This is a genomic window from Mycolicibacterium peregrinum (genome assembly GCF_001665625.1).
Lineage (GTDB): Bacteria > Actinomycetota > Actinomycetes > Mycobacteriales > Mycobacteriaceae > Mycobacterium > Mycobacterium peregrinum_B.
Genome location: NZ_LZSY01000187.1, coordinates 18759 through 40342 on the forward strand (window position 1 = coordinate 18759; position 21584 = coordinate 40342).

22 protein-coding genes are annotated in these 21584 nt (G+C 65.9%); 9 read left to right on the forward strand and 13 right to left on the reverse strand.

Going from position 1 to position 21584, the window contains the following annotated elements:
- Positions 1–26: 26 nt before the first annotated feature.
- Both A5779_RS30105 and A5779_RS30110 read right to left on the reverse strand, forming a co-directional pair.
- Positions 27–731: a hypothetical protein gene (locus tag A5779_RS30105; protein ID WP_131811715.1), complete on the reverse strand. Its 705-nt coding sequence runs from the start codon at positions 729–731 to the stop codon at positions 27–29.
- Positions 732–740: 9 nt separating this feature from the next.
- Positions 741–1634: a hypothetical protein gene (locus A5779_RS30110; protein WP_131811716.1), complete on the reverse strand. Its 894-nt coding sequence runs from the start codon at positions 1632–1634 to the stop codon at positions 741–743.
- Between the two features lie 170 nt (positions 1635–1804).
- Here A5779_RS30110 and A5779_RS30115 point away from each other — a divergent pair, with 170 nt between their 5' ends.
- A complete protein-coding gene (locus A5779_RS30115; protein WP_064887365.1) occupies positions 1805–4075 on the forward strand; it encodes an ATP-dependent DNA ligase in 2271 nt (756 codons plus the stop codon).
- A gap of 19 nt (positions 4076–4094) precedes the next feature.
- Here A5779_RS30115 and A5779_RS30120 read toward each other — a convergent pair whose 3' ends face one another.
- The gene (locus A5779_RS30120) at positions 4095–4886 is read right to left on the reverse strand and encodes a helix-turn-helix domain-containing protein (RefSeq protein WP_064887366.1); all 792 of its coding nucleotides are present in this window, start codon (positions 4884–4886) and stop codon (positions 4095–4097) included.
- Between the two features lie 107 nt (positions 4887–4993).
- Here A5779_RS30120 and A5779_RS30125 point away from each other — a divergent pair, with 107 nt between their 5' ends.
- Entirely contained in the window at positions 4994–5452 is a 459-nt protein-coding gene (locus tag A5779_RS30125; protein ID WP_064887367.1) for a hypothetical protein, read from the forward strand.
- 35 nt (positions 5453–5487) lie between these two features.
- Here A5779_RS30125 and rnhA read toward each other — a convergent pair whose 3' ends face one another.
- The 5 genes from rnhA to A5779_RS30150 form a co-directional block, all read right to left on the reverse strand.
- Positions 5488–5955, reverse strand: coding sequence for a ribonuclease HI (rnhA, locus tag A5779_RS30130; RefSeq protein ID WP_064887401.1), 468 nt, complete (start codon positions 5953–5955; stop codon positions 5488–5490).
- Positions 5956–6021: 66 nt separating this feature from the next.
- Positions 6022–6672: a VOC family protein gene (locus A5779_RS30135; protein WP_064887368.1), complete on the reverse strand. Its 651-nt coding sequence runs from the start codon at positions 6670–6672 to the stop codon at positions 6022–6024.
- A gap of 26 nt (positions 6673–6698) precedes the next feature.
- Positions 6699–8093, reverse strand: coding sequence for an acyl-CoA dehydrogenase family protein (locus tag A5779_RS30140; protein ID WP_064887369.1), 1395 nt, complete (start codon positions 8091–8093; stop codon positions 6699–6701).
- A gap of 44 nt (positions 8094–8137) precedes the next feature.
- Positions 8138–8464, reverse strand: a complete 327-nt coding sequence (locus A5779_RS30145) for a hypothetical protein (RefSeq protein WP_055117285.1) — start codon at positions 8462–8464, stop codon at positions 8138–8140.
- A gap of 169 nt (positions 8465–8633) precedes the next feature.
- Entirely contained in the window at positions 8634–8927 is a 294-nt protein-coding gene (locus A5779_RS30150; protein ID WP_064887370.1) for a hypothetical protein, read from the reverse strand.
- 217 nt (positions 8928–9144) lie between these two features.
- Between A5779_RS30150 and A5779_RS30155 the strand changes: the two genes are divergently transcribed.
- Positions 9145–9549, forward strand: coding sequence for a DUF5709 domain-containing protein (locus A5779_RS30155; RefSeq protein ID WP_064887371.1), 405 nt, complete (start codon positions 9145–9147; stop codon positions 9547–9549).
- Here the strand turns inward: A5779_RS30155 and A5779_RS30160 are convergent.
- The gene (locus A5779_RS30160) at positions 9523–10734 is read right to left on the reverse strand and encodes an MFS transporter (protein ID WP_064887372.1); all 1212 of its coding nucleotides are present in this window, start codon (positions 10732–10734) and stop codon (positions 9523–9525) included. The genes A5779_RS30155 and A5779_RS30160 overlap by 27 nt on opposite strands.
- Before the next feature lie 216 nt (positions 10735–10950).
- The gene (locus tag A5779_RS30165; protein ID WP_064887403.1) at positions 10951–11814 is read right to left on the reverse strand and encodes an LLM class flavin-dependent oxidoreductase; all 864 of its coding nucleotides are present in this window, start codon (positions 11812–11814) and stop codon (positions 10951–10953) included.
- Between the two features lie 60 nt (positions 11815–11874).
- Here A5779_RS30165 and A5779_RS30170 point away from each other — a divergent pair, with 60 nt between their 5' ends.
- Positions 11875–13059, forward strand: coding sequence for an MFS transporter (locus tag A5779_RS30170; RefSeq protein ID WP_064887404.1), 1185 nt, complete (start codon positions 11875–11877; stop codon positions 13057–13059).
- Here A5779_RS30170 and A5779_RS30175 read toward each other — a convergent pair.
- Entirely contained in the window at positions 13043–14323 is a 1281-nt protein-coding gene (locus A5779_RS30175) for a diiron oxygenase (protein ID WP_064887373.1), read from the reverse strand. The genes A5779_RS30170 and A5779_RS30175 overlap by 17 nt on opposite strands.
- Before the next feature lie 124 nt (positions 14324–14447).
- Here A5779_RS30175 and cobF point away from each other — a divergent pair, with 124 nt between their 5' ends.
- Both cobF and A5779_RS30185 read left to right on the forward strand, forming a co-directional pair.
- Entirely contained in the window at positions 14448–15212 is a 765-nt protein-coding gene (cobF, locus tag A5779_RS30180; protein WP_064887374.1) for a precorrin-6A synthase (deacetylating), read from the forward strand.
- Positions 15213–15218: 6 nt separating this feature from the next.
- Positions 15219–15602, forward strand: coding sequence for a phage holin family protein (locus A5779_RS30185; RefSeq protein ID WP_055117268.1), 384 nt, complete (start codon positions 15219–15221; stop codon positions 15600–15602).
- Here A5779_RS30185 and A5779_RS30190 read toward each other — a convergent pair.
- Entirely contained in the window at positions 15586–17331 is a 1746-nt protein-coding gene (locus tag A5779_RS30190) for an FUSC family protein (protein ID WP_082941911.1), read from the reverse strand. The genes A5779_RS30185 and A5779_RS30190 overlap by 17 nt on opposite strands.
- A gap of 40 nt (positions 17332–17371) precedes the next feature.
- Between A5779_RS30190 and A5779_RS30195 the strand changes: the two genes are divergently transcribed.
- From A5779_RS30195 to A5779_RS33245, 3 genes are all read left to right on the forward strand, one after another.
- Positions 17372–18229 carry an Fpg/Nei family DNA glycosylase gene (locus A5779_RS30195; RefSeq protein ID WP_064887376.1) on the forward strand — a complete coding sequence of 286 codons (858 nt, stop codon included), beginning with the start codon at positions 17372–17374 and terminating at the stop codon, positions 18227–18229.
- A 42-nt stretch (positions 18230–18271) separates the two neighbouring features.
- Complete coding sequence (locus A5779_RS30200) at positions 18272–19021, forward strand: SDR family oxidoreductase (RefSeq protein WP_044520156.1); 750 nt, start codon at positions 18272–18274, stop codon at positions 19019–19021.
- A 449-nt stretch (positions 19022–19470) separates the two neighbouring features.
- The gene (locus A5779_RS33245; protein ID WP_236734927.1) at positions 19471–19884 is read left to right on the forward strand and encodes a hypothetical protein; all 414 of its coding nucleotides are present in this window, start codon (positions 19471–19473) and stop codon (positions 19882–19884) included.
- A 27-nt stretch (positions 19885–19911) separates the two neighbouring features.
- Here A5779_RS33245 and pgi read toward each other — a convergent pair whose 3' ends face one another.
- Positions 19912–21573 (reverse strand): glucose-6-phosphate isomerase, encoded by a 1662-nt coding sequence (gene pgi / locus A5779_RS30205; RefSeq protein ID WP_064887377.1) that lies wholly within the window; start codon positions 21571–21573, stop codon positions 19912–19914.
- Positions 21574–21584 lie beyond the last annotated feature (11 nt).

The following is a 21584-nucleotide window of genomic DNA, read 5'->3' on the forward strand; positions in this document are numbered from 1 at the left end:
GGGCGGGGGCTGTGGCGGAGGCGTCGTCATTGCTCGTCCCAGCGACGCATCAGGAGCTCGTCGAGTTCCGCGCCGAATTCGCCGGGCGGATCGAAATTGCCTTCATAGGCGAGGGTCACCTTCCCGGGGAGGCGGCTGTTCACGCAGTAATACAGCTGCCCCGAATCCTTCGTGAACCACATCATCTGCGAGGGTTGGGACTCGATCTCGTCAAAACTCTCGCTCGGAAACCAGTCATATCCTTCCAAGCTCTCCCAGGCATCCGGGCGCTTGATTCCATAAGACTCCCAATCCTGGGCGGTAAATCCCGGATGTACCTCGCGCAGAAACGTCTGTACGGCAGCGGGAAAGCAATCGAAGAATTCTGTCGTGGGCTGTCCGAGGACAGCCGGATCCCAGCCGAGCCACAGTGCTGGAAAGCCATCTCTGGCTTGTCCCGCCACGTAAATGAGGACGTTTTCGGCCAAGCCGTCTGATTGTCGGCGAAAGACCCTGACATCGGAGAGTTCGTCCTGAAATCGTCGGGCGAAGCCGGGAAGTAGGTCGATGAAATCCGAGCCCCACAAGGACAGGGCGCGACGACATCTGTCCGATGAGGTGTCGGCGGATGCGATCGGTTGCCATTTCTGCGGTATCGCCGCCAGTTCTGGTGATTCTGCCCCGACCGGGGTCCAGGTGGCATTCCCTCCGCCGACCTCGGCGAGGATATCGCCGACTGCATATTCTGCCACTGTGACCTCCTAAGGGCTCTGGCTCGCCAGGAGCGCATTTATCAGGTTCTGCATGTCGGTCATCTTTTGCGTTTGCAGCGCTATCTGTTCGTCCACCCAGGCGGAGTCGGCTTTCGGCAGGAGCCGGAGAGGACTGCCCGAACTCTTGCCCGAATTTGGGCCGGTACCCATCCATTGCAGATTTGCCGGAGTGGTCGCAACGATCATCATGTTGCGGGCATTCAGGTCTTTGAAGCCGGGCATCTGGATGAGGGCGGCCAGTGGAACAATGTGGTCGGCCGAAACCTTTGGTGTCTTGCCGTCTGCGTGGAACCCATATGTTTCGTTCGGGTACGCCCGATTTGTATCGGTTCCACCCGGTCGAGGCGTCCCATTGAGGGGCATGTCGCCGATTTGTTTTGCCGAGGGTGGGTTGTCTTTGCGGATTTCCCTGTGCAACCCGGAAAGTTCTTTGGGTACCAAGTGGCGCGCTCGATCCATGTCCTTGACTCCGGGCAGGGGGCCCGGGTTCCATCCGGATCGCGCGACACCTTGTCGTTGGTTTTCGACCTCGCGTATCTTCGCCGGGCTGGGTGATGCGAACGCCGGGCCGCCCGGATTCCCGTCGTTTATCAGGCGGACGGCCTCGACGCATCCGCGATCGCGTTGCTGAAGCGCCGCCCGCTCGGCGTTCAGTGCCTCGGCTTCAGCGTTGTAAGCGTCGACGGCTGCGTGGTCGTAAAGATTGGGCTTGAAACTGTTGTGCTGACTTCTGCGCTGATCATGGCTGGCTTCGGCAGCGACGAGATCCGGACAGACGTCCATCTTCGTCGTAGTGGCGTGCGCCGCCGGTGCTGCGATCAGGGCGTTCGCGAAGACCAGGATCGTGAGGATCAGGGCTACAACGGAACTGCGTCGATTCATCTCGGCCTTCCCCCAAGGTCGCATTCGCGCCCGAACATCACGTTCCGTACGGCACGTCGATCGGGATCATTGTATGACCGTTGATACCGGGTGGTGGCCGCGAAACAGGTGACCTCTGAAGGATGACTGATAGGCATTTGCTACTGGATATCCGCGTATAGGTTGGGAACATGGAGCGCTATGAACGGGTTCGGCTGACGAACCCAGACAAGGTGCTCTATCCCGCCACCGGCACCACCAAAGCCGAGGTGTTCGACTATTACCTCAGCATCGCCGAGGTGATGCTTCCCCACATGGCCGGCCGCCCGGTGACCCGAAAGCGTTGGCCGAACGGGGTGGCAGCGGCGTCGTTCTTCGAAAAGCAGCTGGCGTCTTCGGCACCGAGCTGGCTGGAGCGCGGCAGCATCGCGCACAAGTCGGGTACCACCACCTACCCGATCATCAACACCCGCGAGGGGCTGGCCTGGATCGCCCAGCAGGCCTCGCTGGAAGTGCATGTGCCGCAATGGCGGTTCTCCGCCGACGGGAGCCAGGGACCGGCCACGCGCATCGTGTTCGACCTTGATCCGGGCGAAGGCGTCACCATGCCGCAGCTGTGCGAAGTGGCCCAGGCGGTGCGCGAACTCATGGGTGATATCGGGCTGACGACGTATCCGCTCACCAGCGGCAGCAAGGGTCTGCACCTGTATGTGCCTCTGGCCGAGCCGATCAGCTCCCGTGGTGCCTCGGTCCTGGCCAAGCGGGTGGCCCAACAACTCGAGCAGTCGATGCCGAAGCTGGTCACCGCCACCATGACCCGCAGTGTGCGGGCGCAGAAGATATTCCTGGACTGGAGCCAGAACAACGGGGCCAAGACCACGATCGCTCCGTACTCGCTGCGCGGGCGTGAGCACCCGACCGTCGCCGCGCCTCGCACTTGGGACGAGATCGGCGACCCGGATCTGCGCCACCTGCGATTCGATGAAGTGTTGCAACGGGTTTCCGATGACGGTGACCTGCTGGCCGGGCTCGACGAGGATGCACCCCGGATCGACAAACTCACCACCTACCGCAGCATGCGCGATGCGGGTAAGACGCCCGAGCCGGTGCCGGCGGGATCGCCCACGACCGGCAACAACGATGCCTTCGTCATCCAGGAACACCATGCAAGGCGGTTGCACTACGACTTCCGCCTGGAGCGAGACGGGGTGCTGGTCAGCTGGGCGGTGCCCAAGAACCTGCCCGAGACCACGTCGGTGAATCACCTTGCCGTCCATACCGAAGACCATCCGATGGAATACCTGACATTTCACGGCGAGATTCCTAAAGGCGAGTATGGCGGCGGCAAGGTTATCGTCTGGGACACCGGTACGTACGAGACGGAGAAGTTCCGCGATCATTCCCCCGACGGCCCGGATCAAGGCGGGGAAGTGATCGTCACGTTGCACGGCGAGAAGATCCAGGGCCGGTACGCGCTGATCCAGACCGAGGGCAAGAACTGGCTGGCGCACCGGATGAAGGACCAGAAGTCGGCCATGCCCGAACCGAAGGACTTCGCGCCGATGCTGGCCACCGAGGGTTCGGTCGCCAAACTCAAGGCCGGCCAGTGGGCATTCGAGGGCAAATGGGACGGCTACCGGCTGCTGGTGGACGCCGATCACGGTCGCCTGCAACTGCGTTCCCGTCGCGGACGTGACGTCACCGGCGAGTACCCGCAATTGGAAGCGCTGGCCGCCGATCTCGCCGACCACCACGTGGTGCTCGACGGCGAGGTGGTGGCGCTTGACGACTCCGGGGTGCCCAGCTTCGGCGAGATGCAGAACCGGGCCCGCTCCACCCGCGTCGAGTTTTGGGCCTTCGACGTCCTGTGGCTCGACGGCCGGTCCCTGCTGCGCGCCAAGTATTCCGACCGTCGAAAGGTGTTGGAGGCGTTGGCTGCCGGCGGCGGCCTGATCGTGCCCGAGCCGCTGCCCGGCGACGGTCCCGAGGCCATGGAACATGCCCGTGAGCACCGGTTCGAAGGTGTGGTGGCCAAGAAGCGGGACTCCACCTATCAGCCGGGCCGTCGGTCGGCCTCCTGGATCAAGGACAAGATCTGGAACACCCAGGAGGTGGTGATCGGTGGTTGGCGCCAGGGGGAGGGGGGCCGCAGCAGTGGGATCGGGGCGCTGCTGCTCGGCGTCCCCGGCCCCGACGGCCTGCAGTTCGCGGGCCGCGTCGGCACCGGGTTCACCGAGAAGGAACTGGGCAAGCTGAAAGGCATGCTGGCCCCGCTGCACACCGAGGACTCGCCGTTCGACAAACCGCTGCCGAAGCTCGATGCCAGAGGAGTGACGTTCGTGCGGCCCGAGCTGGTCGGCGAGGTGCGTTACAGCGAGCGCACCAGCGACCACCGGCTGCGCCAGCCCAGCTGGCGTGGGCTGCGGCCCGACAAGACGCCGGACGAGGTGGTCTGGGAATGATGTGGAGACTCTCTTCGCGTCATCGAGCCAGCGATTCAAACGCATCGGCGGTTGTTCGATCGGCGGGAAAGAGCAACTCGATGGCCAATTCGGAAATCGTGACTTCGAACGGCATGTCGAAGGTGCCGAACATGCCGAAGAACGACCACTCGCCGCCGTCGGGTGCCCGGACTCTGACTGGACCGAGATTCTGCGCGAAGTCGGATTCACTTGCCGCACTGTGGTCTTCGTCCGGCATATACGTCTCGAACTCCTCCAGCAGCTGCACGAGCTGTCGGTCGGCGCTGACGGCGAGCTGGCGCTGAATGCGATCGCGAAAGTAGGCCATAACGTCGCGGGCATTGATGATCTGCGGAACCAACTCCAGTGCGACGCGGAGGACGTTGACCGGCGGGTTCAGCAGGGCAGGGTCGATGGTCGCGATGAGTGGCTGTATGGCGGCGTTTGCGGCGACGAGGTTCCAATTGCGGTCGAAGACGACTGCCGGATACGGCTCATGACTTTTCAGGATCCGCTCCAACGCCTCGCGGATCGGGGCGAGTTCAGGTGCGCCGAACGCATGCTCGGGAAATGCCGGAGCGTGCCCCGCGGCAAGCAGCAGCTGGTTGCGTTCGCGGAACGGTAGTTCGAGCCGTTCTCCAAGCCGCAGCAGCATGTCTCGCCCGGGTTTGGAGCGGCCGGTCTCGACGAAGCTCAGATGACGCGCCGACACGCCCGCGTCGAGTGCCAGCTCCAGCTGGGTCAGTCGACGCCGTTGCCGCCATTCCCGCAGCAGCGGCCCGACCTGAGGAGTGAGGCTGGTGATCGCCATTCGCACCGACTGTAGCCGGATGAGGTGCGCTACTCCATTACCTCCAGGTAATCGACAGCACGACCTCTGACCTCGACGATCACTGGAATGACTGTTGGGAGGACGAAATGACCAATTTGCTCCGACGGCTGGTCTGCGGCGCTGCCGGCGCCTTGATGGTCGTCGCATTGTTGTTGCCGTGGACCCAGGTTCAGGACGCCGATCGCATCGCGTGGGGGTTGTGGAAGCTCACTTTTCCGCTCTGCGTGGCCTTGGCCGCGTGCGCGTTGACCACCGCGATCACCGGCGGACGGATCGGCCTGAACAGGCCGGATGTCTCGATCATCGGCGCGACTGACGGTCTTGGGGTTATCACCACACTGACGTTGGCCTGGCTGCTGTTTGGTGACTTCCCGGCTCACGCCGGCCGGCAGCCGGCTCTCGTCCTGGAGTTGGTGTCGGCGGCCGCAGCCGCCTTGGCCGCCGCTGACTACGGCCCGCTGCGGGGAGCGCCTCTGTTTCCGCGAATGGTCGAGGAGCGCGGCAGTGATCACCGCTCCAGCAGACCTTCTGTATCTCGTCGATGACGGCGTACCTGCATCTCCGTCAGCTGTGTGGGGAGTCAGTGAACCAGATCACCCGAACCGTCGAGCGCTTCCCGAAGCCCCCGGGTCGCGAGCTCGTCGGCCAACTCGTTGTCGGCGATCCCTGAGTGCCCCTTCACCCAGAACCACTCGACCTGGTGCTGGGCGCACGCTGCCTGCAGTCGCTGCCAGAGGTCGACGTTCTTCACCGGCTGCTTGGCTGCGGTCAGCCAGCCATTCCGTTGCCAGCCGAGCACCCACTTGGTGATGCCGTTGCGGACATAGGTGCTGTCGGTGTGCAGATGCACCACCACGGGCCTCGTGAGCGCCTCGAGCCCCATGATGGGAGCCATCAGCTCCATCCGGTTGTTGCTGGTGGTTCCGGGCTCCCCGCCGTACATTTCGCGAACGTGCTCGCGGTGGCGCAGCACTGCACCCCAGCCGCCGGGGCCCGGGTTCGGCCGGCACCCGCCGTCGGTGTGGACGACAACGACGTTGTCACTCATCTGTCCGGCGTCGGTCATGCGCTGAGGATAGGTAACCGCGTCGGGCGACCGGCGCCCCGACACACGTCAAGCCGGCAGAGTCGTCGAGATCACCGCCGTGTGCACGGATATGTCGAGGTCGCGGTGCCGCAGCGTGGCGATCCGGCGTCCGGGCTGGACTGCGTCCTTGACGGGCCCGATGCGGTCGCCGAAGAACGCCGCCGTCGCGTCGATGTCGGCCACGGTGTACGTGATTCCCCACAACGTCGAGGGGCCGTCAGACGCGGTCTCCGGTGAACCGACGACCTCCACGATCACCTCGCCGAGTCGGAAGAAGACCTGGCGCATGGGCCGCCCACCGAGCTCGGTGTCCCGCTCGCGGCGCGGTTGTTCGCCGATGGCTGCCATCGAGGCGACCGTCCGGTCCAGGTCGGGGGACAGCAACACGATGTGGTCGATCGCGGCGACACCGTTCGCGTGAGTGGCGGAATCAGCGGTGGCGGTCATCGACCGCGCCGTCGGGATGCCGTCGAGGTCTTCGAAGGTGCCGTCGGCCGGGAGGCCGCGCAACGACCACCCGACAATGCCGGCGCCGCGGTCACGCCCGACCAGTCGGATGCGCACCCCGCCGACCCGGCAGACCGGGCCGGCGTCTCCGCCGGGATCGACACGGAATCCCGCCTGCGTCCAGGCATCCGGCGAGTCAGCGACTTCGAGTTCGTCGACGGTGACGGTCATGGACGTCGAATCTATCCGGCGTGCGGTTACTTGCGTGGCGGGCGTAGGGCTTTCATCGCCAGGCGCATGACGGGCTCCGGTAGGTGGTCCTTCGCAGACAGTGCGGCGCCGGCCGCTCGGGTCCGCAGCGGTGTGCCGCGTCCGAACCACCGGTTCAACGGCCCGCCGGACGGCTCCAGGTCGACATGCAGTGGCGGCTTGCCGTCGGCCGCGCCGAGAGCGTGCGCGATGACGATGCGCTGGATCTCGCTGGTGCCCTCGAAGATCGTGTACAGCTTGGCATCCCGGTACCACTTCTCGACGGGATGATCCGTGACGTAGCCCCAGCCGCCCATCGTCTGGATGGCCTGCTCGGTGGTGCGGACTGCCACCTCGCTGGCGGCCAGCTTCGACATCGAGCCCTCGCCGCGGTCGAACCGCACCCCGGTCGCGGCCATCCAGGACGCCCGCCACGTGAGCAACCGGGCGGCATCGATCCGGGTGGCCAGGTCGGCGAGTGGAAACGCGATGCCCTGGTTGTCGATGATGGGAGCGCCGAAGGCAACCCGGCGGTTCGCATATTCGGTGACGTATTCCAGTGCGGCCCTGGCGATTCCGAGGGCCTGTGCAGCCACCATCGGCCGGGTCTGTTCGAAGGTCCCCAGGGTGGCCGACCCGGAATTCTGACCGCCTGCGACGACTTCGCGGGCTCGGGCCAGTTTGTGCTCGAGTTTGTCCTGACCGCCGAGCAGGTGGTCGGCAGGAACTCGGACACCGTCGAACTTGAGCTCCGCGGTGTGTGAGGCCCGGCAGCCGAGCTTGTCGAGTTTGCGCACCGTTTCCAGCCCCGGGGTGCCGCCCTCCACGATGAACAACGCTTGCCCCTTGTGGCCGAGCTCTTTGTCGACGACTGCGTTGACCACGTGCACATTGGCGATGCCGCCGTTGCCGATCCACATCTTGTGGCCGTTGATGATCCAGTCCGCGTCTGGTCCGGATCCGCTACGGACGGCGTAGGTGCGCAGGTTGCGCACATCGCTGCCGCCCTCGGGTTCGGAGATCGCCAAGGCTGCCAGCTTGAGGTCCCCCGGGGTGCCGAAGCACTCGGGAGCCCACCGCAACATCTGCTCCGGCGAGGCGGCCTGGCCGATGGCCGACAGTGCCAGGGCCGGCATGACGATGGCCAACCCGATCCCTGCGCAGCCCCAGAACAGCTCCTCCATGAACATCGGCAGGGACAGTCCGGTCGGGTCGCCGATCAGGTCGCGATAGAACAGTGGGCTGTAGAAGCCCTGAGCCGCAGCTTCTTCCAGCACCGGCCACGGAAACTCCTGCCGACGGTCGTAGTCCGCGGCGACCGGACGTACCACCTGTTCGGCGAATTCGTGGGTGCGTCGGGCCAGGTCATGCTGCGCCGCGGTGGGGGTGATGTCGAATGCCACGCGGGTGGGATACCCCGCTGTGGATGCCGTCGAACTCGTAGACCTCAGTCGGACGGCTGGCCGGCGTCGGCTATCCGCCGCCGGGCCTCGGCCGGCGAGATGCGCAACCGCCTGGCCAGCACGGCGGCCGGATCGAACCGCGGTGGCGACGCGGTGTTGGTGGCGACCATCCGCCCGAGGAGCCTTTGTTGAGCGGTGGCCAGCCGTTTCTCACCGGCGTCGAGCCGACTCAAAACCTCGTGCAGCTCTGCGCGGGTCAGGGCATGCACCGACAGCGCGTCGATCTCTTTGCAGGCGGCATTCAGATGTTCGAGGGCATCGCCGACGATCGTCCGCTCGATGTCCCTCTCGGAAACCAGTATCGAACTCATGTTCGGTACCGTACGCCGGCGCACCGACAAGTCCGGCGGACGCTCGGACCCGGCCCAAAACAATCGGCCGCACAACACTGTGCGGCCGACTGCGGATATGGAATTATCACCGGATCGATTAATTCCGGTTTGGCGTCACAACAAATGCATGCCCGGTTTTATTCCCGACTCAGCAGGCGACGTCGACGTATGCCGTCTTTGAAATTACGGTGGTATTGATCGAGCTTCCGCCCCTTGAGTCGTTGGTGGCGATGGTCTGCCCCTGGCGCACGCCGAGCACGGTGCAGTTGGCCAGTGGTGCCGCGCCGGTGCGGTTGACGATGACGTGATAGCCGCTGGTCTGGAGGCTTTTCACGGTCTGTTCGGCCGACTGTGCGGTCGGGGCGGCGGCGGCGACGCCCCCTAGGAATGCTCCCGCGGCCAGCGCGCCCGCGGCTAATGTGGCGATGGTATATGACTTCATTTCCCAACCCTCCGTTGCAGGCCGCACCGGAAGTCCCACTACTACCGGTTGCTGCCTAATACGTCTAATTGGGAATTGGGTTCGAAAATTCCAGAATTCTCAGCTGGATATTGGATATTTCTCAGGATCGGGGCGGGATGCTCGACCGGGTCGCTGTGTCGGATCTCCGACTGCGAAGAACTGCTCAGGTGGGCCCGACCTGTGCCATCGTTGAAGGATGAGTAGTGACGGGTACAGCGTCGACGACGACGACCAGTTGACTCAGGAGGACACCCTGATCGACCGGGGTGTGGACGATCTGCTCGACGAGGGTTACTCCCCGCCGGACCGTTGGCGGGAACCGCGTGGCCACGAGACTCTCGATGAGCTGCTGGCCGAGGAAGAGCCCGATCCCGCGATGCAACTAGACGATTCCGAGGTTCCCGACGAGCAGGCCGGCGACGACGAGGTCGGGGATCGGCGGTCCGGCCGGCTGGTCGCCCCTGATGCCGGCTTCGGCGAGGACGACGAGGCGGAGTTGCTCGGGACTGAGGTCGGCATCGATGGTGGCGCGGCCTCTGCCGAAGAAGCCGCGGTTCACATCATCCCTCCGTCATCATCGGGTAGCGGTCCGTTGTTGTAACGCCACCGACACGGTGAACACCAGCAGGCCGCCGACGGCCAGCGCCGCGCCTGCGGCCGCGGGAGCGGTGTAACCGAAACCGGCCGCGATCACCAGGCCGCCCACCCACGCGCCGGTGGCATTGCCGACGTTCAGCGCGGAGTGGTTGAGTGCGGCGGCCAGTGCCTGGGCATCGTGGGCGACGTCCATCAGCCGGGTCTGCAGGGCGGGGCCGACGGCGGAGCCGGCCACCCCGACACCGAACAACAGCGGCAACGCGGTCCACGGGCTGTGCGACCCGAGCGAGAACGCGGCCAGCAATACCGCCAGTGAGCCCAGCGCCAGGTACAGCGCACGGACCACCGAGATGTCGGCCAGTCGGCCGCCGATCAGGTTTCCGACCACCATGCCGAGGCCGAACACCATGAGCGCCACGGGAACCAGCGACCGCGGCAGTCCGGTCACGTCGGTCATCGTGGTGCTGATGTAGGTGTAGACCGCGAACATGCCGCCGAAGCCGATCATGCCGACGAGCACCGCCAGCCACACCTGGGGTCGGCGCAGCGCTCCGAGTTCGGTCAGCGGACTGGTGACGTGCATGGCCCGGAGCTGCTCGGGCAGCCAAGCCCACTGGGCGGCCAGCGTGACCAGCCCGACTCCGACCACCAGACCGAACGCGCTGCGCCAGCCCAGGGCCTGGCCGAGCCAGGAGGCCAAGGGCACGCCCAGCACCGTCGCGACGGTCAGCCCGCACAGCACATAGGCCACGGCCTTGGCCCGGTTCTGCGGACCCATCAGATGCGCGGCGGCCAGCGCGGCGATCCCGAAGAACGCGCCGTGCGGCAGACCGGTCACGAACCGGGCGGTGACCAAGGTCGCGTACGTCGGGGCCAGCATGCTGGCCACGTTGCCGAGGGTGAAGACGGCCATCAGGGTGAGCAGCAGCGCCTTGCGCGGCCACCGTGCGGTGAGCGCGGCGATGACGGGCGCGCCGACGACCACGCCCAACGCGTAGGCGGAGATGACGTGGCCCGCGGTGGGCTCGGTGATGCCGAAGCCCGTCGCGATATCGGGTAGGAGGCCCATCGCGACGAATTCGGTGGTGCCGATCCCGAAGCCGCCGAGGGCCAGGGCGAACACTGCGAGCATGCGCACCGTGGGGTCGGGAGCGACGATGGAGCGCGCACGTTCGAGAGAGGTCGTCATTCGCAGGCTTTCCGAGTCTTCTGAGTTTTTTCCGGTGGTGGCCGGACTGAGCTCTCGGACAGCGTTGGCCAGAACGGCGGGTGCAACGCTAACGGCGCGCCCGCTGTTCCCTCAACCTGTTCTCTCGACCCGCGTCCTGTTCTCTCGACCCGCGTCAAAAATCTTGACGATCGCCCAAACAACATCCGACCTGCAGAGGCCCGCGGGCAGCGCAGATCAAACCTTGGCGATGACGTTCTCGGCGAACTTCTCAAGGTGGCGGATCTTGCGGTCCAGTGGCTCGGGGTCGTCGCCCTTGATGTAGGGCAGGCGGAAGCCCACGATCACGTCGGTGACGCCTTTGTCCTCGAGCCGTTTGATGCCGTCGGGTGTGTACGCGTCCGCCGAGATCACGTGGACCTCAAACGGTCCGGTCTGACCTTCCTCCGCACGGATCTCCTTGAGTCGTTTCAGGAGGACATCGAGATCGTCGGTGCCGCCGCCGTGCATCCAGCCGTCGTTGCGGGCCGCCCGGCGCAGCGCCGCCTCGGCGTGCCCGCCGACCAGGATGGACACCGGCTTCGACGGTGCCGGGGTCATCTTGGTCTTGGGGATGTCGTAGAACTCGCCGTGGTACTCGAAGTAGTCGCCACTGGTCAGTCCCCGGATGATGTCGATGCACTCGTCCATGCGCTTGCCGCGCCGAGCGAACGGCACGCCCATCAACTCGTAATCCTCGGGCCACGGGCTGGTGCCGACCCCGAGGCCCAGCCGGTTGTCGAACAGCGCGTTCAGTGAGCCGACCTGCTTGGCCACCAGGGCTGGCGGGCGGATCGGCAGCTTGAGGACGAAGAAGTTGAAATTGAGCGTGGTGGTGGCCGCGCACAAGGCCGAGGCCATCACGAAGGCCTCGATGAACGGCTTGCCGTCGAGGAACTCCCGGTTGCCGTCGGGGGTGTACGGGTACTTCGAATCGGACTCGAAGGGATAGGCGACGCTGTCGGCAATGGTCATGGCGTGGTAGCCGGCCGCCTCGGCCGCCTGGGCCAGCGGGATGTAGTAGGTGGGATCGGTCATGGCTTCGGCATAGGTGAACCGCATGCCGTACACACTAGAACGTGTTCTAGTTTTGTGCGGCCGATCGGCAGGCATGATGACCTGGTGCCCGCTTGGCTGACGCGCAACGTCCGAGTGTTGTCGGCGGTGTCCTTTCTGCAGGACGCTGCAAGCGAGCTTCTCTATCCGCTGCTGCCGATCTATCTGACGGCCGTGCTCGGTGCCCCACCTGCGGTGGTCGGCGCGGTGGAGGGCGCCGCCGAAGGCGCGGCCGCGATGACCAAGCTGGCCGCGGGCCCGCTCGGCGACCGCTACTCGAAGCGGCCCTTGATCGCCGCCGGCTACGGCATGGCTGCCCTGGGCAAGGTCATGGTCGCGGCGGCGAGTGCGTGGTCCGGTGTGCTCGCGGGCCGCGTGGTGGACCGGCTCGGCAAAGGGATCCGCGGGGCGCCGCGGGATGCCCTACTGGTCGTCGATGTCGACGACGCTGCCCGTGGCCGGGTGTTCGGGTTCCACCGGGCCATGGACACCATGGGCGCTGTCGTCGGTCCGCTGCTGGGGTTGGCCGGCTACGAACTGCTCGACCATCAGATCGCGCCACTGCTGTGGGTCGCGGTGGTGCCCGCGGTGCTCAGCGTCGCCCTGGTGTTCCTGGTGTCCGAAAAAGCGAAAGGGAAACGGACCGAGCCGCGCCCGCAGCGTCAGCCGGTGTTCGCCCGCGTGCGCGATCTGCCCGGGCGGTACTGGCGGGTGACGGCCGTGCTGGTGGCGTTCGGCCTGGTGAATTTCCCCGACGCCCTTTTGTTGTTGCGGCTCAACGAGATCGGCTTTTCTGTCGTCGAGGTGATCCTGGCCTACGTCACCTACAACGCGGTGTACGCCATCTCCAGTTTCCCGGCCGGGCTGCTGGCCGACCGGATCGGTCGGCTGCCGGTGTTCGGCCTCGGTCTGGTGTTCTTCGCGATCGGCTATGCCGGGCTGGGACTGACCACCGATCCGCTGCTGGCCTGGCTGCTGATCGGGGCTTACGGCTTGTTCACCGGGTGTACCGACGGGGTCAGCAAAGCCTGGGTCGCCTCCCTGGTCGGCGCTGACCTCCAGGGCAGCGCACAGGGAGTTTTCCAGGGGCTCAGCGGTTTTGCCGTGCTGGGCGCCGGGGTGTGGGCCGGGCTTCTCTGGACCGTGGTTCCAGGTCAGCCCGGCCAGCTGCCACTGCTGATCTCCGGGATCTGTGGTGCAGTGTTCGCCGTCGGGTTGCTCGGCCGCTCGGCGATTACCCGGCGGCGCTGACTCCGGACTCGTCGGCGCCGTCCAGTTCGAAGGGCGGTTCGCCCACACCGGCAATGGAGTGCGTGCCCTGCGAGGTGCGCTCGGTGATGCGGGCATCGACCGTTCGGGTGCCGATCGTGAGCCGCACCGGCCCGGGAGTGACAGTGCTCGGGGCATCGAGAATCGTTCCCTGCCAGTGGTAGCGGCCGTCGATCGGATCGAGGTGACCGGCCAGGCGAACGTTCACCCGGCGATCGCCGTCACCGGTGTCGAGAATGGCGAGCCCGTCGAACACCTCTTCGGTGACGCCATCCTCGGAACCTGCGTCCGGTCCGGCCAATCCGGTGAGGCCACGCGGGGCCTTCGCCGGCAGGAACCCCGAGCGCCGCCACATCCGCCGTCCGATGCGGCCCATCAACCCGACCTCTTCGAGGAAGGCGGCCAGCGGGGCGAATCCGGAGATCTGCACCCCACGGCGGTGTGCGCTGGCCCGAGCCATGCGACGGGCGGCGCGGGCGTTGAGGCCCACGCGTGCGTACTGGACCTTGTTGGTGAACAGGTAGCGGAAGAAGAATCCGCCGACCCCGTTGAGGTTGGCCACCCACACCCGCTGGTACCAGCGCATCGAGGGGGTGCGCCCGCGCAGGCCGTCACGCGCGAACTGGATGTGGCGGGCCTCCTCGGTGACGTGAATGCGCATGAGGCGCTGCACCATCGGCTGCAACTCGGGGTCATCCATCATCTGCCGCTGCAGGGAGTCGAAGATCTCCTCGCCGATCAGCGCGGCCACCCACAGCACCGAGCCGCGGAAGAAGAACGGCAGAGAGTTGATGATCATGCGCTGGTACAGCCGTGGTCGCACCGGCTTGGCGCCGATCTTGTCGATGGCCTTGCCGAACATCACCATGTGACGGGTTTCGTCGCCGAGTTCGGTGAGCTCGTAGTGCGTGGAATTCGAGGTGGGATCTTGGTGCATCATCTTGCGCAGCAGCGCCTGGTTGAGGATGTTCTCGAACCAGATGCCCGCCGAGAGCGTGTTGGCCAGTTCCTCGCGTGACAGTTCGATCTGTTCTGCGCGAGACATGCTGTCCCACAATGGGGTTCCGTACAGCGACACGATCCGCGGCGGCAGGAAGAACTTGTCCGGATCGATCGGCGCCTGCCAGTCGATGTCCACCACCGGCGCGTACGACTTGCGAACCGAACCCTTGAGCAGGCGTTCGGAGAACGCGTCCCGCCGCGCAGCGTTGGCCGAGCCTCCGCCGGGTCTGACCGAAGTTGTCACCGTTGACGTTCCCTTCGTTTGTGGTCCCCCTCTTCCCGACGGTAGGTACCGACAATGCGTGATGTCAATACCCCGGGTACCGGATACTTGGGGTACTCGGTTTTTGTTCGGTTAACCTTCGACGGTGCGTCGCATCCATGTCATCGGTATCGGGGCCGGTGATCCGGACTTCGTCACCGCACAGGCCATTTCCGCGCTCAACGACACCCAGGTGTTCTTCGCGATGGACAAGGGTCCGCGTAGAGGCTCGCCGACCGATGACCTGGTCGCCGTGCGCAAACAGATCTGCGACCGGTTCATCGAGAAACCCGATGGTTACCGCTTCGTCGAACTGGTCGACCCGCCGCGCGCCGCGGCCGGCGACGCGCCGGGCTACCGCCAGGTCGTGGCGGACTGGCATGCCGAGCGGGCCAGGATCTGGGCGAAGGCCATCGAATCCGAACTCGGGCCCGACGGCACCGGGGCCTTCCTGGCCTGGGGAGATCCGTCGCTGTACGACAGCACCCTGCGGATCCTGGAAAAAGTGGCCGAGCACCTCGACATCCAATACGACGTGGTCCCGGGCATCACCGCAATCCAGGTGCTGACCGCACGGCACCGTATTCCGCTCAACGACGTCGGCGAACCGGTGCTGATCACCACCGGACGTCAATTGCGTGAGCACGGGCTGACCGGTAGCGCCGTGGTGATGCTCGACGCGGACTGTTCTTTTCAGCAGTGCCCGCCGCAGACCCGCATCTGGTGGGGCGCCTATCTGGGCACACCCGATGAGTTGCTCTACGCGGGAACGGTCGGGGAGATCGGCGACGAAATCGTTGCTGCGCGTACCGAAGCCAGAACCCGCCACGGCTGGATCATGGACACATACCTGCTGCGCTCGGCAGACTAGACCGCCATGAGCTCATTTCTCCTGCGCGCCGCGATAACCGGATTCGCGCTCTGGGTGGTCACTCTCGTCGTGCCGGGGATCTACTTCATCGGCGGTGACTCGACCATCGCCAGGGTCGGCATCATCTTCGTCGTCGCGGTGATCTTCGGTCTGGTCAACGCGTTCGTCAAGCCGATCGTGCAGATCCTGTCGATTCCGCTCTACATCCTCACGCTCGGCCTGATCCACATCGTGATCAATGCGCTGATGCTGTGGATCACCTCGTGGATCACCGACAACACCACGGGTTGGGGTCTGCACATCGACCAGTTCTGGTGGACCGCCATCTGGGCCGCGATCGTGCTGTCGCTGGTGAGCTGGCTGCTGTCGTTCGTCAAGGCTCTCGCGTAAAGCTTTCGCGTAAGGCTGTGGCCTGCTCGGTCAGCGCCGCCGCGGTGTCTGCCGCCGCCTCGGCGCCGGCCTCGGTCGCGCCGTCGTGCTCGGCACCCCAGCAGGCCGCCAGGGTGCGGTAGGCGAGTTGTTCGGTGGCCACGACCGTCGGCCACATGCGTTCGGCGCCAAGGCGTTGCGCGGCCGAACCGCCGATGCCGGCGTCATAGGCCGGGAGCAGCCCCGTGGCCCGCAGTTGCAGATCGCGCCGCTCGGTGCGGGCCGCCGCGGAGGTGGCGTCGCCGGCTGCCAGGTGAGGCAGGGTCGCGGTGACCGCGTCGAGCGTGGCGTTGACGGCACTGCGCAGACCGGTCGGATGGCGAAGACGCTGGGTCGCCCAATAGACCGCGAGGGCCACCGCGCAACCGATCAGGGTGTCGCTACCGCGGGTCAGCAGCAGTTCGCCGAGGTTGTCCACGGGTTGGCCGCCCGAGGCGATGGTGAGCGCGGCGGGGGTGATGAACACGACGGCCAGCGTGTAGTTGCGCATCACGTACATCTCGATGGTGAACTGCAGCGCCCCGATCACCAGCACCAGCCACAGGCCCTGTGGGTGCAACGCGAGGATCACCCCGGCCACACCGAGTCCGAGCCACGTGCCGAGCGTCCGTTCGACCCCGCGGGCCACGGTGCGTTGCCAGTCGAAGCCCTGGTGCAGCATCAGTACCGCGGCCGCCATTGCCCAGTAGGCGTGGGTCATCGTGAGCGCCTGCGAGATCAGCACCGCGATGACGCCCGAGATCGCGACCGCGATGCCGACGCGCACTGCCAGTTGCAGTGACACCGAACCCGGCGTCAGGGCCCGGCTCAGTAATTGCACGACGCTGGGCCTGCCGAGTGGAATTCCCTCGGCGCCATGCTCATCGGTGATCGCATCGGTAGGCACGGTAGCCAGATGGCGGGCCAGGGCGGCACCGTCGAACGCCAGCGGTTCACCCGAGTCCGAGGCACGCATGGCCTCGGCGAACAGCACGTGCAGGCGGCGGTTGACCACTCGCAACCGATAGAGCGCCTGGTCCGGTTTCGGTTGCACCGGTTGATAACTGACCAGCGTGACCCATGCGGTGTGCAGCAGGAGGGCCGCTTTATGTCTTGCCTCGGCGCCAGGGTTCTCGATGTAGGCCGCGACGGCAGCGGCAGCCGCCGCCACCGCGGCCTTCTCCGGTCCGCGGGGACGAACCAGCGCGCCGCTCATGTGCACCAGCCAGGCGAACGCCCCGCCCGCGAGGACCAGCGTCGCGTGATGAGCCGGGGTGAGGTGCAGCGTGGCCGGGGTGCCGGTGCCGGCCGCACAGGCCAGTACCACCATGTAGGCGCCGGGCGGTCCGACGCTCAGGGCATGGCAGACCAAGGTGGCCACCGCGGCGATCATCGTCACCGTGAGCACGCCCAGCCAGGGTGTCGACGACGCCCAGTCCCCGAGAGCCACCGCGGCCGCGAAGCTCACCGCAACCACCGCCAGGAACCCGCCCCGATTCAAGTAGGGGCGCCCGCTGCCGTACAGCGAGGTGAATCCGCCGATGGTGGCGATCAATCCGGCGGTGGTGTCACCGGCCAGCCAGCCCACCAGAACCGGTACCGCCATGCAGATTCCGGCGCGCAGCGCGAACGGCCACCGACGCGGCACGCTGTTGATCACGAAGACGTGCCGCAGCGGGTTGGTCGCTCGGGGAGCAGGCCGATTGGACATGTCTACAGCATGCTCGGCGTTTCGCTGACACACTGGAGCCATGCCTGAACTGCCCGAAGTCGAGGCGCTGGCCGATCATCTGCGCCGGCATGCGACGGACCGGGTGGTCACCCGGATCGACGTGGCCGCGTTGTCGGTGCTCAAGACGTTCGACCCGCCGACGACGGCATTGCACGGCCAGACCGTGATCGGGGCGAACCGCTGGGGCAAGTACCTCGGTCTGGAAGTGGGCCCCTGGCATCTGATCACGCACCTGTCGCGGGCGGGGTGGTTGCGGTGGTCCGACAAGCTGTCACCGACCCCGCTGAAGCCGTCGGGAAAGGGCCCGATCGCCCTGCGCGTGCATCTGGGTGACGGGTTGGGTTTCGACCTGACCGAGGCCGGCACCCAGAAGCGGTTGGCGGTCTGGATCGTCGGCGATCCTCTCGACGTACCGCAGATCGCCTCACTCGGACCGGACGCGCTGTCACTGGATTCAGCCGGGTTGGCCGGTGCGCTGGCCGGGCAGAGCGGGCGGATCAAGACGGTGATCACCGATCAGAAGGTGATTGCCGGGATCGGCAATGCCTACAGCGACGAGATCCTGCACGTGGCCAAGCTGTCGCCGTTCGCCACCGCGGCCAAGCTGACTGATGCCCAACTCGGCGCGCTGCACGACGCCATGATCTCGGTACTCACGGATGCGGTGACGCGGTCGGTGGGGCAGCAGGCCGCGACGCTCAAAGGGGAGAAGCGCTCTGGCCTGCGCGTGCACGCCCGCACCGGGCTGCCGTGCCCGGTGTGCGGGGACACCGTGCGGGAGGTGTCTTTCGCCGACAAGTCGTTCCAGTACTGCCCGACATGTCAGACCGGCGGCAAGGTGCTGGCCGATCGCCGGATGTCACGACTGTTGAAGTAGTCCGCGTTTTTGACAGTTGTCTAACTCGGTTATCCTGCAGCGATGACCCGTCAGAAGATCCTCATCACCGGTGCCAGCTCTGGACTGGGCGCGGGCATGGCCCGGCAATTCGCGGCCAAGGGCCGGGACCTGGCGCTGTGTGCCCGTCGCACCGAGCGGCTCGATGAGCTCAAAGCCGAACTGGCCGACCGGCACCCCTACGTCAAGGTGGCCGTCGCTGCGCTGGACGTCAACGACCATGAAGCCGTGCCAAGGGTGTTCGGCGAGCTGTCCGAGGAACTCGGCGGAATCGACCGCGTGATCGTCAACGCGGGGATCGGCAAGGGTTGGCCGCTGGGCGAGGGCAAGCCATGGGCGAACAAGGCGACCATCGAGACCAACCTGATCGCCGGTCTGGTGCAGATCGAGACAGCGCTGGAGATGTTCAAGAAGTCCGGCAGCGGTCATCTCGTGTTGATCTCGTCGGTCCTGGGCAACACCGGTGTGCCCGGTGGCAAGGCCGCCTACTGCGCCTCGAAGGCCGGCATGACCTCGCTGGGCGAGTCGCTGCGCGCCGAGTACGACAAGGGCCCGATCCGGGTGACTGTGATCGAGCCCGGCTACATCGAGTCGGAGATGACCGCCAAGTCGGCGACCACGATGCTCATGGTCGACAACGAGACCGGGGTGCGGGCGATGGTCGAGGCCATCGAAAAGGAGAAGGGCCGGGCCGTGGTCCCGCGCTGGCCGTGGGCGCCGCTGACCCAGGTGATGAGGCTGTTGCCACCGAAGTACACCAAGCGGTTCGCCTAGCCACAGGCATCACTCCCGTCGCAGATTGCCGAGGAATGTCGATGTGCCCGACTGTCCGCGACTTCTCAGCGACAATCGCCACCTGAACAACATCGGTATCGCCAACCACATTGTCGCTGGCGGTTTTCGGCACTCCAGCACCACTGGACTCACTGAGCTCGTCAGTCCAGTGCCCGCCTGTTAGCGACACTGTCGCTGATAGCCGGGCAGCCCGAAATCTGATGCTGAAGTGGCTGTAGTTGGCTGGAGTGACATAAGTACTAATCGGCCGTGGGGTCAGAGTGACCCAAGGTATCTATGAGGCGATTGTCGCTGAAAAGTCGCGGACAGGCGGGCAGGTCTATACGGCCCTCCCCTCCGCCGACACGCCTACCCGCCGCGGCCTTCAGTCGGTGGGCTCTGGACGGGGCGGGGTTTCAGCACCGGGTGAACTTGGGTAGTTAGCCTTTATGACCACAAAGTTGATTGCCTCGATGCTCTTTGCAGGCGCTGCGGCAGGTGCTGTCGCCTTTGGCCCCGTGGCCATGGCTGAGCCTGCTCCGCCGCCTTGTGTCAATGCCGACGGCACCGCGTGCTCCGACATTGGCACCGCCGGACCTGGCGGCGCCACCGGCCAAATTCCGGGTGGTCCCGGTGGCACGGCAGGCCCGGGTGGCGCCAGCGGCTCGATTCCCTACGGCCCCGGCGGCTCGGCGGGTCCCGGTGGCGCGACGGGTGAGATTCCCTACGGCCCGGGCGGAACGGCGGGGCCCGGTGGGGCTACCGGCTCCATCCCCGGCGGTCCCGGTGGCACAGCCGGTCCCGGCGGCGCCAGCGGTTGCATCCCGAACGTGGGCTGCGCGACGGTCCCGGGGATGCCCTAACGGGGATCGCTTCGGCTGGGGACGCTCCTAAGCCGAGCGCCCGCGCTCGACGCGATACCGGCGCACCAGCGCATCGGTCGACGAGTCCGACTGAGTGCCAGGTGATTCCGACTCGGTGATCACCGGCAACAGCGCCTTCGCCTGCGTCTTGCCTAGTTCGACGCCCCACTGATCGAAGGAATCGATACCCCACACAACTCCCTCGGTGAACACCTGGTGTTCGTAGAGGGCGATGAGCTGACCCACGACCGACGGCGTCAACCTGGTTGCCAGGATTGACGTCGTCGGTCGGTTTCCGGGCATCACCTTGTGCGGCACCACCGCAGCCGGTGTCCCTTCTGCCGCAATCGCTTCGGCCGTCTTGCCGAATGCCAGCACCTGGGTCTGGGCGAAGAAGTTGCTCATCAGCAGGTCGTGCATGCTGCCGGTGCCGTCGGCTGTGGGCAGGTCGTCGGTCGGTTGAGAGAAGCCGATGAAATCGGCCGGTACCAAGCGGGTGCCCTGGTGCAGCAGTTGATAGAAGGCGTGCTGGCCGTTCGTTCCCGGCTCGCCCCAGAAGATCTCACCGGTGTCGGTGGTGACGGCGGTGCCGTCGGCGCGCACCGATTTGCCGTTGGACTCCATGGTCAACTGTTGCAGATATGCCGCGAACCGCGACAAGTCGTTGGAGTAGGGCAGCACCGCGCGTGATTGTGCGCCAAAGAAATTCGAGTACCACAGGCCGATCAGCCCCAGCAGTGCCGGAGCATTCTCGGCCAGCGGGGCGGTACGGAAGTGCTCGTCGACCAGGTGGAATCCGGCGAGGAATTCGGCGAACCGCTCGCGGCCGATCACGGCCATCACGGACAACCCGATCGCCGAGTCCACCGAATACCGGCCACCCACCCAGTCCCAGAAGCCGAACATGTTGTCGGTGTCGATGCCGAACTCCTGCACCAGCTTCGCGTTGGTGGACACCGCGACGAAATGCTTGGCGACGGCTTCCTGTCCGGCACCGCCGCCCAGTCCTTCGACCAGCCATCGGCGGGCGGCGGTGGCATTGGTCAGCGTCTCGAGTGTGGAGAACGTCTTAGAGGCCACGATGAAAAGCGTTGTGGCCGGGTCCAGATCGGCCAGCGTCGCGACCAGGTCGGCAGGGTCGACGTTGGACACGAAGCGGGCACTGATGCCTGCGTCGGCGTAGTGGCGCAGCGCGTCGTACACCATCACCGGCCCCAGGTCTGAACCGCCGATGCCGATGTTGACCACGGTCTTGATGCGCTCGCCGGTGGCGCCGGTCCACTCGCCGCTGCGCAGCCGGTCCGTGAAATCGCCCATCCGATCCAAAACAGAGTGCACCTCGGTCACCACGTCCTGGCCGTCAACCGTCAACGCCGCATCGGCAGGCAACCGCAGTGCGGTGTGCAGGACCGCGCGGTCCTCGGAGGTGTTGATGTGCTCTCCGGCGAACATCGCCGCGCGGCGGGCCTCCAGTCCGGCGGCGCGCGCCAGGTCAGCCAGCAATTCCAGAGTGCGGCGGGTGACGCGGTGCTTGCTGTAGTCGATGTAGAGATCGCCGACCGTCAACACCAGTTCGGTTCCGCGGGCCGGATCCTCGGCGAAAAGCTCCGTCAGATGAATGTCGCGGATCTCGTCGTAGTGCTTCGACAATGCCTGCCATGCGGGGGTTGCGGTGATGTCAGCACTCATTCTGCTGACCT